We start from the raw sequence: 15,745 nt of genomic DNA, 5'->3' as shown, positions 1-15,745 counted from the left end.
GAGCGTTTTTGTTATTTTAGAGAATTAAAATTTTGGATTCTATGTCAGAGAATAAAACAGCGTATATAACAGGAGGAACCAAAGGTATTGGTTTCGGGATTGCTAAAATTTTACTTGAAAATGGAATCTCGGTTGCATTTTCAGGAAGAAAGAGAGAAGATGTCATGCAGGCTGAAGAAGAGCTTAAGCAATATTCAGAAAATGTACTGGGAATTGTTTCGGATGTAAGAAGTCTTGAAAGCGAGCAGGAGGCCGTGAAATACATTCTGGAAAAGTTCGGAAGGCTGGATTATGTAATAGCCAATGCTGGATTGGGGATTTTTAAACCTGTAGATGAGCTGACGGCCGAAGAATGGAATGATATGATAGAAACAAATCTTACAGGCGTTTTTTATACCTTAAAAGCATCCGTAGAAGCGCTGAAAAAGACAGAAGGGTACTATATTACCATTTCCAGTCTGGCAGGAGCCAATTTCTTTGAAAACGGAACCGGCTACAACGCTTCAAAATTTGGTGTAGTAGGTTTTACTCAGGCTGCCATGATTGATCTGAGAAAATATAATATCAAATCTACGGTTATTATGCCGGGATCAGTAGCCACTCATTTTAACGGAAATATTCCTTCAGAAAAAGATAATTGGAAGATTCAGCCGGAAGATATGGGGAATCTTATATTGGATGTTCTGAAGATGAATGCAAGGGTTTTGCCAAGTAAAATAGAGTTTAGGGCAACAAGGCCAGGCAAGTAAGTACATCTAATGTATTGAATAATAATTTAATAAGTATTATGCATGCATAATATATTTTTTATCTATATTAGCAAAAATTAATTCAAACAAAATCTCTGCATAAACTGTCATGATTTTATGCATAAAAGAGAAAAAATAAAATAGTACACATGAAAATATTAGTTTGTATTAGTAGTGTTCCGGATACTACTTCCAAAATTAACTTTACAGCAGACAAATCTGCTTTCGACAAAAACGGAATTCAGTGGGTAATCAACCCTCTAGACGAATTTGCGCTGACAAAAGCGATTAAACTTCAGGAATCTCAGGGAGCGGCCGTAACAGTAATCAACGTAGGAGATGCTGCTACAGAACCTGTAATCAGAAAAGCTTTAGCAATCGGTGCCAATGATGCCGTAAGAGTAAACCTGGATCCGCAGGATAGCTATTCTACAGCAAAAGAAATTGCTGCAGTGGCTCAAAACGGAGGATATGACCTTATCCTTTGCGGTAAAGAATCAATTGATTATAACGGAGGATCTGTTCCCGGAATGGTAGCTCAGTTATTGAATCTGCCTTTCGTAAACGCATCAGTAGGATTAGACGTAAGCGGAAGCGAAGCAACTGCAGTAAGAGAAATTGAAGGGGGAAAAGAAACTATTTCTGTAAAATTACCGGCAATTATTGCAGGTCAGAAAGGATTAGTAGACGAAAAAGACCTTATCATACCGAATATGAGAGGGATTATGTCTGCAAGAACAAAGCCATTGCAAGTGGTAGAGCCAACTTCTTTAGAAGTAAAAGTTCAGGGAGTATCTTATGACAGCGTTCCGGCGAGAGCTGCTGTGAAAATGGTTTCTCCTGACAATCTGGACGAATTGGTAAGATTACTTCACGAAGAAGCTAAGGTAATCTAATCTTAATCCTTTAATTTTTAATCTTTAAATTTAAGAAAATGGCAGTATTCGTATACGCAGAAAATATAAACGGAGTTTACAAGAAAGCAGCTTTTGAAGCAGTTTCTTACGCTAAAGCTATTGCAGATAAAGCGGGAGATACCGTTACAGCGATCTCTGTAAACCCAACAGATTCTTCAGATTTATTATACAAATATGGAGCATCAAACGTTATCAATATCAAAGACGAAGGTCTTAAGAGCTTTTCAGCAAAAGCATTCGCACAGGCTGTAAGTGAAGTAGCAGACGGAAGCATTATCGTTTTCCCTCACACTACAGATGCTTCTTCAATTGCTCCAATGCTTGCAATCATGAAGAACTATTCTTTACTGACCAATGCATTGGAAGCTCCTGAAAGCCTTTCTCCGTTCCAGTTGAAGAGAAGAGCATTCTCAGGAAAAGGTTTCATGCATGCAAAAGCTGAAGGAAACGGTGTGATCGTTACTGTTTCTCAAAATGCTTTCGGAGTAAAAGAAAACGCAGTATCAGGTTCAGAAGAAGTGAAAAACCTTTCAGTAGCGAATGAAGATACTAAAGTGATTTCTCATGAGCAAAGTTCAGGTAAATTGGATCTTAAAGAAGCTGAAATCGTTGTTTCTGCAGGTAGAGGGATGAAAGGTCCTGAAAACTGGGGAATGATCGAAGACCTTGCCAACGTGTTAGGAGCTGCTACAGCTTGCTCTAAGCCTGTTTCTGATATCGGATGGAGACCTCACACAGAGCACGTAGGACAAACAGGGAAAGCTATTGCACCCAATCTTTACATCGCTGTAGGGATTTCAGGAGCCATTCAGCACCTTGCCGGAGTAAACTCTTCAAAAACTATCGTAGTAATCAATAGCGACCCTGAAGCACCGTTCTTCAAGTCTGCTGATTATGGAGTAGTAGGAGACGCTTTCCAGATTATTCCTGCGCTTACAGAGAAAATCAAAGCAATAAAAGGATAAAAAAAGAATTGGCAATAGTCAATATGTTTTACTCATCGATTCTTTAATAAATAATAAAAGAATTCACCTGTATCACAAAATTAACTATTGACGATTGATAATCATACATAATGTACTAAAAGCTCGGCTTTCCGGGCTTTTATTTTTGTGTAAAAAAGTAAAATCACAATAAAAAATTAATCTATATTTGTAGCTATGGATTATAAGCAGCTAATTATTCGCGGAATATCGTACAGCCAGACTCAATCAGGGGCGTACGCACTATTATTGGAGCATGAAGAAACACACATAAAATTACCTGTTGTTATAGGAAATTTCGAAGCTCAGTCTATTTCTCTTGGACTGGAGAAAGATATTCATCCACCGCGTCCTCTTACCCATGACTTATTCACAAAATTTATAGTTTCTGCCAATTACGAATTGGTATCTGTCATTATTTATCAGATTGTAGACGGAGTATTCTTTTCAAATATCAACTTTAAAAATAAGGTGACAGAAGAAGAATTAATCCTTGATGCAAGAACTTCAGATGCCGTTGCGATGGCTGTAAGATTTGATGCACCTATCTTTACTACACAGCAGGTTCTGAACGAAGCCGGTATCCTGTTGGAACTGGAAGATGTTTCAAAAGAAGATCAGCCTTTCTCGGAAACCGTACAGGCAGAAGATAACTTAAAATCTCTTTCTATGGAAGAACTTCAGAAGTTGCTGGATGACGCCGTTAAAGAAGAAGATTATGATACCGCCCTTGAAATTCAGGAAGAAATCAAGAGGAGGAAAAAGAACATTGATTAAAGAGATACTTTTTATATAAACTATGAATTTAAAATTACGACTGACCATCCTCAGTTTTCTCCAGTTTTTTGTTTGGGGAGCATGGCTGATTACGATGGCTAACTTCTGGTTTGGCACAAAACATTGGGATGGAACTCAGTTTGGAGCTGTTTTCGGAACAATGGGAATTGCTTCCATTTTTATGCCTACCATTACTGGAATTATTGCAGACCGTTGGATAAACGCGGAGCGTATGTTCTCAGTATTACACATCCTTTATGGGGCTATGCTTTTTATATTGCCGCACTCTACAGATCCGAATTCATTCTTTTCGGTAATGCTTGTTGCGATGTGCTTTTATATGCCAACTATTGCACTGGCCAATTCAATTTCCTACACTATCCTTAAAAATAATAATATGGATGTAGTGAAGGATTTCCCACCCATTCGTGTATGGGGAACCATTGGTTTTATTGTTGCCATGTGGATCACCAACCTTACTGGAAATAAAGCCACGGAAGGACAGTTTTATATTGGTGGAGTAGTCGCTATATTTCTAGGAATATACGCTCTTACATTACCAAAATGTCCGCCACAAAAACTGATCAATAAAGAAGCTCCGTTATCCGAGCAGCTGGGCTTAGATGCACTTAAGCTTTTTGGAAACTATAAAACGGCATTGTTCTTTATGTTTTCTATGCTTTTGGGAGCTGCACTTCAGCTGACGAATGCATATGGAGATGTTTTTTTAAGTGAGTTTGCTCATTTTCCAAAATATGCGGACTCATTTGTAGTTCAAAGATCTACTATCATTATGTCAATTTCTCAGGTTTCAGAAACATTATTTATTTTGGCAATTCCTTTCTTCCTGAAGAAATTCGGAATCAAAAAAGTAATGCTGATGTCTATGCTGGCGTGGGTTTTAAGATTTGGATTCTTTGCTTATGGTGTACCGGATGGGTTCGGGCTTTCACTGATTATTCTTTCCTGTATCGTATACGGAATGGCATTTGATTTCTTCAATATTTCAGGTTCTCTTTTCGTAGAAACCACTACAGATAAGAAGATGCGTTCTTCAGCACAGGGGCTGTTTATGATGATGACGAATGGATTTGGGGCTCTTTTTGGAAGTTCTATTGCAGGATGGGCTATTGATAAGTTTTTCACGCATAAGTTTACAACAGCTTCAGATTTATCTGCTTATCTGGAAACAACACCTGATAATCCTACTTTCCTTGAAATTCTAAAAAATAGTTTCAACGCAGCGATCAATTCAGACGGAACTCTTTCTTCTGTTGTTATGGTAAAAGACTGGCAGCAGATATGGCTTTCTTTTGCAATATACGCTTTAGTACTTGCGATATTCTTTGCAATATTATTCAAGCACAAACATAATCCGGAAGACGTTTCATCAGTGAAACATTAATTTTAATGAACGATTATTTAAAATATTAAATTGCATTTTTTTCAAAAATGCAATTTTTTTGTTTTAAGCTAACTTTTGCGCAAGATAATATAAGAGAATGTGAGGTCAGTTATTATGGTTTTAACCTGTTTATTTAAAATAATTACCCCTGTTTTCAATGTTAGTGCTTTGCTAAAGAAAAATATGGACTTCAGATAAGCATAGGAATCACAAATGTTTATTTTTAATTCGGTAAAAAAAAAATCATTTCTTTACTTAATAGCTAAAATTATTTGCTTTTTTTTATGACTAACGAACGTTTGTGAATGGAAAACCTATTTTTAAAACACAGTCTTTAAAAGTGTGTTTTTTTTTGTATTTTGGCACTTTAGTAAATATGAAAAATATACAGTTATTAGGATTACTGTTAGTGATTGTCGGCAGTTTTTTACCATTAGTACATGTTCCTATTATAGGAAATTGGAACTATTGGAAACTTGACTATTATCTGGCCATTGCATGCTGGCTTTTTGCAGCATGTGCTGTTTTTGGAATTGTAAATAACAACCCAAAATTGGTAAGGTTTTTTGGTGTTTTGCTTATTCTCTTATTTGCATTCACTTTAGTAGCTGTGAAAATGCAGTCTTTACAATACTTCAGCTTTTTACCTTTCAAATCATGGAGAGAAGCATTCGCCGGAGTAGTTAAACTAAAATGGGGCTGGATCGTAGAATTTTTAGGAGCCTTTTTAATGGTTTTTGCCGGAGGTAACAAAAAAGTAAATAAAAGGACACAGATATGAACATGAAATTATTAAAGCTACTTTTAGCTGGAACCGTACTGATGACAGCCGCTAAGACTAAGGCTCAGACCATAGAAACAAAAAAGCCGGATAATCCTGCTAAATGTTCAAATATAAAAGAAGGTAAATTTCTACGTGCCAATTATCCGGAAGAGATATGGCACATGACCATCAAAGATAATGTTCAGACTGAATATTATAACAATGGAAAGGATTTTATAAAGTCAACATTAGTTTTTGTAGATGACTGCAACTATAAAGCAATTGTTTTGGAGAAGTCTGACAAAAATGACCCCACACAGATAGGAGCTGTTTTCAATAATAAAATAGTAGCGACTCAGGATAATCTTTTGAAAGTGAATATTAAAATTGAAGAAAATCAATTTGATGTCGTTTACATAAAAACAAAATAAATTTAATTATAAAAATGAAGCAATAGTTTCATTTTATCTAAAAATAAAAATTATATACATGAAAGAAGTATTCATCGTTTCCGCAGTAAGAACGCCTATAGGAAGTTTTATGGGAAGCTTATCAACGGTTCCGGCTACAAAATTGGGAGCTGCAGCAGTAAAAGGAGCATTAGATAAAATTGGTCTTGATCCTGCTGCTGTTCAGGAGATTTATATGGGAAATGTTCTACAGGCAGGAGAAGGTCAGGCACCGGCTCGCCAGGTAGCTTTAGGAGCAGGTCTTTCAATCAATACACCTTCTACTACAGTCAATAAAGTATGTGCTTCAGGAATGAAGGCTGTAACAATGGCTGCACAGGCTATTAAAGCAGGTGATGCTGAAGTAATTGTTGCAGGAGGTATGGAAAATATGTCTTTAGTTCCTCATTATTATAATGCAAGAGTTGCTACAAAATTAGGCGATATCAAAATGCAGGACGGTATGGTGCTAGATGGCCTTACTGACGTATACAATAAAGTGCATATGGGCGTATGTGCAGAGAAATGTGCAGTTGATTATAACATTACGAGAGAAGATCAGGATAACTTTGCAATAGAATCTTACACAAGATCAGCAAACGCTTGGGGCGAAGGAAAATTCAAAGAAGAAGTTGTACCGGTTTCTATTCCTCAGAGAAAAGGAGAGCCAGTGGTTTTCGCTGAAGATGAAGAGTACAAAGCGGTTAATTTTGACAGAATCAGAACGCTTCCTACAGTGTTCAAAAAGAAGAAGGAACAGTAACTGCAGCTAATGCATCTACTTTAAATGACGGTGCATCTGCATTGATCCTTGTTTCTAAAGAAAAAATGGAAGAATTGGGCCTTAAGCCTCTGGCTAAGATCGTTTCTTATGCTGATGCTGCTCAGGAGCCTGAAAACTTTACTACAGCTCCGGCTAAAGCATTACCTATTGCTCTTAAAAAAGCAGGTCTGGAAGTTTCAGATATCGATTTCTTTGAGTTTAATGAAGCTTTCTCTGTAGTAGGATTGGCAAATAATCAAATCTTAGGATTGGATGCTGCAAAAGTAAACGTAAACGGTGGTGCTGTGGCATTAGGACATCCGCTGGGAAGTTCAGGTTCAAGAATCATCGTTACATTGATCAATGTATTGAAACAAAACAATGCAAAATATGGCGCTGCTGCGATCTGTAACGGTGGTGGTGGAGCTTCTGCAATTGTTATTGAGAATATATAACGTCTTGTTTCATAATGAATTACCATTAAGGAATTGATAATTTTTTTAAAATCTTATCCATTTCTTAATGGTTTTTCTATTTTTGTGCTACTAATATTTATTTGAAATGTCTGAAACTGAGAATCGACAGCCTAAAAACATAAAGAATAATCCGAAGATTATGAAAGCCTGGGCTGTATATGACTGGGCAAACTCCGTTTATTCCCTGGTTATTACCTCTACTATTTTCCCAATTTATTATTCCATTCTTACTACTGCTTATGAGAAGAAAGAATATATAGCGGAAACAAAAACATGGATTGATGTTCCGGTAAGGCATATGATCAAAATTTTTGGAAACGAATATCAGCCCGATGCGGTCTATGGGTATTCGCTAACAATATCATTCTTTATTGTGGTATTGCTTTCTCCATTTTTATCTTCTTTGGCAGATACTATTGGAAACAAAAAATCATTTCTGCAGTTCTTCTGTTATCTGGGAGCTACTTCATGTATGGGACTGGCAATGTTTACGGGAATGCATAATGTATTTCTGGGGCTTCTCTTCAGTATTACGGCCAGTGTCGGCTTTTGGGGAAGTTTGGTATTCTACAACTCATTCCTGCCGGATATCGCTACACAGGACAGGCAGGATGCGCTCTCTGCAAAAGGATATGTATACGGGTATATCGGCTCTGTTGTCTTGGTCGTAATCTGTTTAATTATGATTCAGGTCTTTGCGAAAGGAGCCGCTCAGCAATTGTTATTTACCAGAATCAGTTTCTTACTGACAGGAGCATGGTGGTTTGGATTCTCTCAATATACATTTAAACATCTTCCACAATTTGGAAATGTAAAAGAGAAGCTTCCAAAAGATCTTGTATTGCTGAATTATAAAAATATCTTTAAAAAACATGAAGAACAGGGAGGCTTTTTCGAAGTGCTGAAAGATAATATGAGCTTCTATGTAGATATAGCTAAAGAAAGTTTTCACGAACTGTTCAAAGTAGGAGGAGTTCTTTTTAAAGACAGAAACCTGAAGTTCTTTCTATCGAGTTTCTTCTTCTACAGTGTCGGGATGCAGACGATTTTTCTGATGGCAACCTTATTTGGTAAAAGTGAAATTAATCTTGCGCAAGATAAACTGATAGGAACATTACTGGTTATTCAGATTGAGGCGATTATTGGAGCTGTGATATTCTCCAGATTATCAAAAAGAATCGGAAACAAAAACGTAATATCTATTGCAATTATACTATGGATTGTAGCATGTTTATGGGCTTATTTCCTGAACAAAGAAAATCCTAATGTAGAATATCAGTTTTATGGAGTAGCCGCAGTTGTGGGGCTCGTAATGGGTGGTCTTCAGGCAATGTCCAGATCTACTTATTCAAAACTTCTTCCTGAAGATTCAATGGAAAATACAACTTACTTTAGCTTTTATGATGTATTGGAGAAGATTGCGATAATCATAGGAACATTTATTTTTGCTACATTAATTGAGCACTTTAATAATATGCGTATTGCAGCATTGTCAATGACCCTATTTTTTGGGGCAGGGCTGATCCTTATCAGATTCCTGAAAGTCAAGATGAGAAAAGAAAGAGAAACTTTATAAAAATTGAAAGACGTTATTTTTAACGTCTTTTTTATTTTTGTATGAATAAAAAACATCTAATTGTTGATTTTATTTAATATACTAATGAGCATAAACTAAATAATAGGAAATAGCATTTATTTTTCACTATATTTTGATTTTTTTTGTTAATTTGTCAAAGCGATAAAATTATCAAAATAATGAAAAAATTCCTATTAATTTGCTTCTTGCAATGTTTTGCTTTTGGTTTTTCTCAAAATTTAAAACCAGTTGCCCAAAAAGTATCAGAATATCATAATGAAAAAGCAGAGTTTAAAAGCTATGATTTATTTGAGGTAAATACAGATGCTGATAAATTAGCGGAATACAGACGTGCTGCAACTGATATCACAGTGTTGTCTCTGAAATCTGCTGAACTGAAAAGATTAATCAAAGAAAAACCTGACTTTCTTGAAATCACTTTTCCCTTTGAAGGCGGAAAGAAGATCACTGTTGAAATGTATAAACATCAGATCTTAACCAACGATTTCAAAGTAGTTACAGATCAGGGTAAAATAGTAGAATATACACCAGGTGTCTATTATCAGGGAATTGTAAAAGGGGATAATGCTTCTATTGTTGCTTTCAGCTTTTTCAATAATGATATAATGGGAGTGGCTTCCACACCGGAACTGGGAAATGTTGTGGTAGGAAAAGCTAAAAATTCGCAAGATTTTGTAAGCTATTCAGATTCTAAACTAACAGGTGCCAACCCATTTGTATGTAATGTTGACGGATTGAAAGAAAATCAGGTTCAAAGAGCACCCTTTAATCCTAAAAATGCAGGTAATAAAAAAACGGATAATTGTGTAAGGATTTATTACGAAGCAGGTTTTGGACCTTATACCCAAAATGGAAGCAATACGACCACTACTACTGACTGGGTTACTGCTATGCATAATAATATTTCAACATTGTACGCAAACGAGAATGTTAATGTAGCTTTAAGCGGAGTTTATGTTTGGACAACTACTGATCCTTATACAGGATCGCCAAGTGCAATTCTTAACCAATTTAAAAATACCAGAACAATATTTAATGGAGATCTTGCCCAATTGTTAAGAAATCCTGCTACCACAAGTATTGCTTTTGTTAATTCTTTATGTACTAATTTCAGATATTCTTATTGCGGGGTCAACTTCACCTATCAGAATGTACCCACTTACTCATGGAATATAGAAGCTATGACCCATGAACTAGGGCATAATCTAGGTTCACCTCATACCCATGCTTGTTTCTGGAATGGAAATAATACCGCTATTGATGGATGCGGGCCTGCGTCAGGAAACAATGAAGGATGTACAGCTGCTCTTCCTGCTGTAGGCGGAGGTACTATTATGAGCTATTGCCACCTGGTAAGCAGTGTAGGTATTAATTTTGCCAATGGATTTGGTGTGCAGCCAGGAACACTGATCAGAAATACCATCGATTCAAAAGGGTGTCTTGGTACCAATTGCACAACCTCATGCTCTTCCTCGATTACGAATTTTAATATTGCAAACATCACACAGACCTCCGCAAATGCAACTTTCACCGATGCCACTTCAGCATCATGGAAGTACAAACTCACTACCACTAACGGAACAACAGTATCTACAGGAAGTGCAGGTACACCTTCTTTTAATTTTACTAATCTTCAGCCGGCTACTTACTACAAACTTAATGTAGGTACTGATTGCAGCGGGCCTAATGCATTCCTTGTATCAAAGCTCTTTTTAACAGATGCAGCATGGTGTGATGGCGTTCAGTTTACAGATACAGGAGGTGCTGCAGGTCAGTATGGGGATAATGAAGAAATTATAAAAACATTTTATCCTGCGTCAGGTTCTGCGATGACAATGAATTTTACAGCATTCGATCTTGAACAGGGTTATGATTTCATGTACATATATAATGGTCCTTCTACCGCTTCACCATTATTTGCGAATGGAAATAACCTGACAGGGACTACGGTTCCGGGTCCGTTTACATCTACAGATCCTTCAGGAGCGATAACGGTACGATTTGTTTCAGATGGAGGCGTTACCGGAAATGGCTGGAATGTGAATTTCTTATGCAGTGTTCTGGCAGTGGAAGAGAGCAGTATAAAAAACAGTTCAATAAATATCTATCCTAATCCTGCTAAAAATAAGATTACAATTTCTTCCCAAGAAAGATTAAAAGGGTATAAAATATATGATGAAGCCGGAAGATTGATCCTTTCAGATTCTTCATTAAAAGGAACTCAGTATGAAGTTAACCTTTCCTCTGTGCAGACAGGAAATTATGTAATAAGCATTGAAACTGAAAAGCAGACAATCAGCAAGAAGCTGATAAAGCAATAATTTCTAAAATAAATTGATAAAAAGCCTGAGATTCTCAGGCTTTTTTATTATTTTTAAAGTATAAATAAAGCATATAAAGTATAAATAACCGATATTTCGGCCTAAGTTTTGCTTATATTCAGGGGAATAATTTTAACTTTGCAAAAAGATTTATTGTCAAAATGACCAACCCATTATTTTATGCAAAAATAATTCTGTTTGGAGAATATGGAATGATTGAAGATTCCCAGGGGCTTGTAGTACCTTACAGCTTCTATAAAGGGACTTTGAAATTTTCAGATTTAAATTCTGAATTTGAGCTTAATTCCAACAGACATCTGCAGAAATACTCAGACTTTCTTACAACGCTTGATCTATCTGACGATTTTAAGTTGGATATTGAGTGCCTGAAAAATGATATTTCAAACGGACTTTTCTTTGATTCCAATATCCCGCAAGGATATGGAGTGGGAAGTTCAGGAGCTTTAGTAGCTGCTATCTTTGAAAAATATTCAATAAGTAAGCTAAATCCTGATAACATTTCAAAAGACAATCTTAAAAAGTTAAAAGCTGTTTTCGGTGAAATGGAAAGCTATTTCCATGGCAAAAGTTCAGGAATGGATCCTTTGATCTGCTATATGAACCTTCCGATTCTTATTGAAAATAAAGAAAACCTGGACAGGGTAGATATTCCGGATGGAGAAGAAGGGAAAGGAGCTATTTTCCTGATAGACTCTGGAATGACTGGAGAAACCGGACCTATGATTCAGATTTTCTTTGAAAAAATGAAAACAGAAGGATTCCGTAAGACGCTGAAAGAAGAGTTTATCCGGTACAACAATGCCTGTATAGAGTCTTTTCTTAAAAAAGATATGAATCCATTCTTCAGAAACTTAAAAAAACTTTCTCACTGGGCGTATGAGCATTTCCGTCCAATGATTCCTGAAAGTATCTTTAATATCTGGAAAAAAGGGCTGGATTCCAATGCCTATTATCTGAAACTTTGCGGAAGCGGAGGTGGTGGTTATATTTTAGGATTTACCAAAGACTACGAAAAAGCTGAAAAAATGCTTGACGGCTTCCAAAAAGAAGTGATTTACAGATTTTAAAAAGATTGGAATGAATTCTGAAAAAGAACCTTTCCAATCTAAAAATTTCATCTCAAAATCTCTATTTTACAGATTTTCACAATTCGTGGGCTTTCTGCTCGGAGCACGCTTTTTTGTAGCAGCCTTGTTGACATTTGCCCTGTATGTTTCTACTTTTTTCCTGTTTAATCAGGATGAATCTTTCGGTAATTTTGTATTTGATTTTAAAGTACACGGTATTATTTTCTGTACCGTTCTTACCATTCTGGCAGGAGGCATTATCAATCAGTTTTATGATTTGGAAAAAGACCACATCGTAAAACCTTTCCGAACCCGAATCCAGAGTTTCATCAAACAAAAATATTTCTTATATGCCTATTTGGGATTGAGTGCTATTTCTTTAGGTGTAGCATGGATGATCTCCCACAACGTTTTTATTTTTTTTGTAGTCTATCAGTTTTTTATGTGGTTGTACAGCCACAAACTGAGCCGGATACTGATCTTAAACAACTTTACCTTTGTAAGCCTTACGTTATATCCATTTTTTGGAATGATGGTCTATTATGAAACTTTTTCAAAGAAGGTATTTTTGATGGCGGTCTTCCTGTTTCTGATCCTTTTATGTATTGATATTGTAAAAGATACCCTTACAAAAACCGTTGATAAAACATTTGGATATATTACCATTCCCAATTATTTTAAAGGCAGAAATACAAAAATTATTTTGATCTCCCTATTGCTTATTATGATGGCCGTTTCTATGAAAATTATTACCAAAACCGGAATTTCCGGATTTATGGCATATTACTTTTCCGGAGGGCTGCTAGTCATGATTTTCTGTATCTATCTTTTTTTAAATTCAACCAGAAGGAGTAACTTTCTTATTCTGAATGTATTACGGTTCTGGGTTTTTGTAGGAATTATTGCCATGCTTTTAAACGGAATAGAGCATAAATTGTAAAAAAAATCTTTAAATAAACTGAGGTTATTATTACATTTGCATAATTAAATTTAATAAATAGGAATGCCCATTTTTAATGATACTAAAGTCGCATTTGCAGACAAGTCTGATGCACAATTGAGAAAGGCTTACTGGATGTTTAAAATGATTGAACAACCCGCTCTTACAAGCCTTGGAACATCTGTTCTTAATTTCACGGTACACAATAATTTTCCTTTCGTTACAGGAATTGTAAAAAACACTTTATTTGAGCAGTTTTGCGGAGGTGAAACCCGTGAAGAAAGCATGAAAGTGGTAAAACAGCTTTTTAAAAGGGGAGTTGGAAGTATTTTTGATTACTCTATTGAAGGAAAGGAAGATGAAGAAACCTTTGATGCAGTATGCAGAGAGATTAAAGATATTGTAAGATTTTCTGTAGGAAATCCGGCGATTCCTTTTATCGTTTTTAAACCTACCGCTTTCGGAAGGATTGATCTTTATGAAGCCGTTGGAAAAGGGGCAGAGCTTACTACAAGCCAGAAAGAAGAATGGGAAAGAGTGGTAAGAAGATTTGATGAGGTATGCAGACTTTGCCACGAGAATGATAAAAAAGTAATGGTAGATGCTGAAGAAACCTGGATGCAGGATGCAGCAGACCATCTTTGCGAAGAGATGATGGAAAAATATAATCAGGAGAAGCCTATCGTTTGGAATACCATCCAGATGTATAGAACCAAAAGACTTGAATATATGGAAGCAAATCTTCAGAGAGCAAGAGAAAAGAACTACTTCATTGGGTATAAGATCGTTCGTGGTGCCTATATGGAGAAAGAGAGGGCCAGAGCAGCAGAGAAAGGGTACGAGGATCCGATACAGCCAAATAAAGAAGCTTCAGATAAGAACTATAACTCCGGAATCGATTTTGTGATGAATCATCTGGACAAAGTATCAGCATTCTTCGGGACTCATAATGAAATTTCTTCAGAATTGATTATGGATAAAATGAAGGCCAAATCTCTGGAAAATGATAATCCACACGTTTATTTTGGACAGCTTTACGGAATGAGTGATAATATTACATTCTACCTGTCCGATAAAGGATATAACGCTGCGAAATACCTTCCATATGGACCAGTGAAAGATGTTGTTCCTTATCTTACAAGAAGAGCAAGGGAAAATACTTCTGTTGCAGGACAAACCGGAAGAGAACTTGGCCTTATCAGTAAAGAGCTTCAAAGAAGAAAAAAATAATAGGATAAAAATAGATCAAAAGCCCGCAAATTTTGCGGGCTTTTTTTATTAGAATTAATTGAATAAAACATACTGCTGATGACCAATATAGAAGATATTTAACTTAATAATCAATTTATGATTGTTAATGAATTTTATTTATTTTAAAATATTGTATAATATAATTAAGCTTTCTTTGTAGATTTCATTTTTATTTTTTACATTTGATTAAATCATAAAAACTAAAACAATGAAAAAAAATCTACTTGTTGCTGCTTTACTGGCAGCTAACTTTTACTTCTCTCAAACTTATAGTAATGGAGGTTTAAGCACTGGAGTAAACACGAAAAGCAATGTTACTGCACCAGCAGGATATACTTGGTCTGAATTACAGAATAATGCAGGAAATACTACAGAATCTAATACCAGTCTTGGGTTAGGCGGGACTTTTATCTCTGCCGCTTCAAGTCTTTTCCTTGCTGATGACTTTACGATTCCCGTGGGTAGTTCATGGCAGATCAGTACGATTGATTTCTTTGGCTATCAGACAAGCTATACAGGGACTACTTCTCCGTTTAATACAGTAAGAGTTAATATATACAGCTCCGACCCCTCTGTTGCGGGGGCGGTAAGTGTGTTTGGTGATGATACAACCAATAGATTCAGTGCAGGAACTGATGCCAACATCTACAGGATTGGAAATACGACTGTACCCCTTGCTACAACACCAGCCACTAACAGAAAAATATGGAAAGTGACAGCCAATACACCGGTTACCTTAACTGCAGGAACATATTGGGTAAAATATCAACTGCAGAATGTTGTGACGGCTACGGGAGGCTTTTTACCACCGGTTACGGTTGTAGATTCACGAGGGCTTCCGGGTTTTAATGCTAAGCAGTTTAATGCGATTGCGGGAACATGGGTTTCTATTATAGATGACGGAAATCCTACAACTGCTCCGGATTTCCCTTTAGATATGCCTTTTGTGGTTACTTTTACATCTCCTACACTGGGAACCAAAGAGATTATTCAGTATGATAATAGAGTACGGGTATATCCTAATCCGGTAACTGATCATTTCAGGATTAACAATCCGGAAAAAATGAAAATAACTACTGTAGAAATTATGGATCTTTCCGGCAGACTTATAAAAACATTAAATGCTGCTGAAAGCTATAACGTCTCGGATCTGCCAAAAGGTAATTATATTCTTAAAATAAAGAATGAGAGCGGACCTGCGAAAATTACAAAACTTATCAAGCAATAACTTTAGTTTTCTTCTTCAAATATTTTTTTACCTGACCA

The 15,745-nt window shown here is 36.2% G+C and carries 13 protein-coding genes and 1 pseudogene; all 14 read left to right on the top strand.

The window, feature by feature from the left end; genetic code table 11:
• Positions 1-41 precede the first annotated feature (41 nt).
• The 14 genes and pseudogenes from LF887_RS12445 to LF887_RS12380 all read left to right on the top strand — a co-directional run bounded on the left by LF887_RS12445 (position 42) and on the right by LF887_RS12380 (position 15,707).
• Positions 42-749: an SDR family oxidoreductase gene (locus LF887_RS12445; RefSeq protein WP_236854524.1), complete on the top strand. Its 708-nt coding sequence runs from the start codon at positions 42-44 to the stop codon at positions 747-749.
• A gap of 149 nt (positions 750-898) precedes the next feature.
• Entirely contained in the window at positions 899-1,645 is a 747-nt protein-coding gene (locus LF887_RS12440; RefSeq protein ID WP_236854523.1) for an electron transfer flavoprotein subunit beta/FixA family protein, read from the top strand.
• Positions 1,646-1,683: 38 nt separating this feature from the next.
• A complete protein-coding gene (locus tag LF887_RS12435; RefSeq protein ID WP_236854522.1) occupies positions 1,684-2,631 on the top strand; it encodes an electron transfer flavoprotein subunit alpha/FixB family protein in 948 nt (315 codons plus the stop codon).
• A 195-nt stretch (positions 2,632-2,826) separates the two neighbouring features.
• A complete protein-coding gene (locus tag LF887_RS12430) occupies positions 2,827-3,426 on the top strand; it encodes a bifunctional nuclease family protein (RefSeq protein ID WP_236854521.1) in 600 nt (199 codons plus the stop codon).
• A 22-nt stretch (positions 3,427-3,448) separates the two neighbouring features.
• Positions 3,449-4,831 (top strand): nucleoside permease, encoded by a 1,383-nt coding sequence (locus LF887_RS12425; RefSeq protein ID WP_236854520.1) that lies wholly within the window; start codon positions 3,449-3,451, stop codon positions 4,829-4,831.
• Between the two features lie 376 nt (positions 4,832-5,207).
• Positions 5,208-5,612 (top strand): hypothetical protein, encoded by a 405-nt coding sequence (locus tag LF887_RS12420; RefSeq protein WP_236854519.1) that lies wholly within the window; start codon positions 5,208-5,210, stop codon positions 5,610-5,612.
• Positions 5,609-6,025 carry a hypothetical protein gene (locus tag LF887_RS12415; RefSeq protein WP_236854518.1) on the top strand — a complete coding sequence of 139 codons (417 nt, stop codon included), beginning with the start codon at positions 5,609-5,611 and terminating at the stop codon, positions 6,023-6,025. Before LF887_RS12420 ends, LF887_RS12415 begins: the two co-directional genes overlap by 4 nt.
• A gap of 58 nt (positions 6,026-6,083) precedes the next feature.
• Positions 6,084-7,261: pseudogene (locus LF887_RS12410) on the top strand (acetyl-CoA C-acyltransferase).
• 106 nt (positions 7,262-7,367) lie between these two features.
• Positions 7,368-8,858 carry an MFS transporter gene (locus LF887_RS12405; RefSeq protein ID WP_236854517.1) on the top strand — a complete coding sequence of 497 codons (1,491 nt, stop codon included), beginning with the start codon at positions 7,368-7,370 and terminating at the stop codon, positions 8,856-8,858.
• Positions 8,859-9,037: 179 nt separating this feature from the next.
• On the top strand, positions 9,038-11,200 hold the full coding sequence (locus LF887_RS12400; RefSeq protein WP_236854516.1) for a M12 family metallo-peptidase: 2,163 nt from the start codon (positions 9,038-9,040) through the stop codon (positions 11,198-11,200).
• Positions 11,201-11,361: 161 nt separating this feature from the next.
• Positions 11,362-12,288 carry a mevalonate kinase gene (locus tag LF887_RS12395; protein WP_236854515.1) on the top strand — a complete coding sequence of 309 codons (927 nt, stop codon included), beginning with the start codon at positions 11,362-11,364 and terminating at the stop codon, positions 12,286-12,288.
• A gap of 10 nt (positions 12,289-12,298) precedes the next feature.
• Complete coding sequence (locus LF887_RS12390) at positions 12,299-13,228, top strand: UbiA family prenyltransferase (protein ID WP_236854514.1); 930 nt, start codon at positions 12,299-12,301, stop codon at positions 13,226-13,228.
• Between the two features lie 63 nt (positions 13,229-13,291).
• Positions 13,292-14,458, top strand: coding sequence for a proline dehydrogenase family protein (locus LF887_RS12385; protein WP_236854513.1), 1,167 nt, complete (start codon positions 13,292-13,294; stop codon positions 14,456-14,458).
• A gap of 229 nt (positions 14,459-14,687) precedes the next feature.
• Positions 14,688-15,707: a T9SS type A sorting domain-containing protein gene (locus LF887_RS12380; protein ID WP_236854512.1), complete on the top strand. Its 1,020-nt coding sequence runs from the start codon at positions 14,688-14,690 to the stop codon at positions 15,705-15,707.
• Positions 15,708-15,745 lie beyond the last annotated feature (38 nt).

The organism is Chryseobacterium sp. MEBOG06 (assembly GCF_021869765.1).
GTDB lineage: Bacteria > Bacteroidota > Bacteroidia > Flavobacteriales > Weeksellaceae > Chryseobacterium.
The sequence above is the reverse complement of the archived record's forward strand: the minus strand, read 5'-3'. Positions and strand labels throughout refer to the sequence as shown.

Coding starts and splice junctions, on each gene's coding strand:
- LF887_RS12420 (WP_236854519.1), top strand. CDS start 5,208: ATGAAAAATATACAGTTATTAGGATTACTGTTAGTGATTGTCGGCAGT.
- LF887_RS12415 (WP_236854518.1), top strand. CDS start 5,609: ATGAACATGAAATTATTAAAGCTACTTTTAGCTGGAACCGTACTGATG.
- LF887_RS12430 (WP_236854521.1), top strand. CDS start 2,827: ATGGATTATAAGCAGCTAATTATTCGCGGAATATCGTACAGCCAGACT.
- LF887_RS12400 (WP_236854516.1), top strand. CDS start 9,038: ATGAAAAAATTCCTATTAATTTGCTTCTTGCAATGTTTTGCTTTTGGT.
- LF887_RS12445 (WP_236854524.1), top strand. CDS start 42: ATGTCAGAGAATAAAACAGCGTATATAACAGGAGGAACCAAAGGTATT.
- LF887_RS12395 (WP_236854515.1), top strand. CDS start 11,362: ATGACCAACCCATTATTTTATGCAAAAATAATTCTGTTTGGAGAATAT.
- LF887_RS12425 (WP_236854520.1), top strand. CDS start 3,449: ATGAATTTAAAATTACGACTGACCATCCTCAGTTTTCTCCAGTTTTTT.
- LF887_RS12390 (WP_236854514.1), top strand. CDS start 12,299: ATGAATTCTGAAAAAGAACCTTTCCAATCTAAAAATTTCATCTCAAAA.
- LF887_RS12440 (WP_236854523.1), top strand. CDS start 899: ATGAAAATATTAGTTTGTATTAGTAGTGTTCCGGATACTACTTCCAAA.
- LF887_RS12405 (WP_236854517.1), top strand. CDS start 7,368: ATGTCTGAAACTGAGAATCGACAGCCTAAAAACATAAAGAATAATCCG.
- LF887_RS12385 (WP_236854513.1), top strand. CDS start 13,292: ATGCCCATTTTTAATGATACTAAAGTCGCATTTGCAGACAAGTCTGAT.
- LF887_RS12380 (WP_236854512.1), top strand. CDS start 14,688: ATGAAAAAAAATCTACTTGTTGCTGCTTTACTGGCAGCTAACTTTTAC.
- LF887_RS12435 (WP_236854522.1), top strand. CDS start 1,684: ATGGCAGTATTCGTATACGCAGAAAATATAAACGGAGTTTACAAGAAA.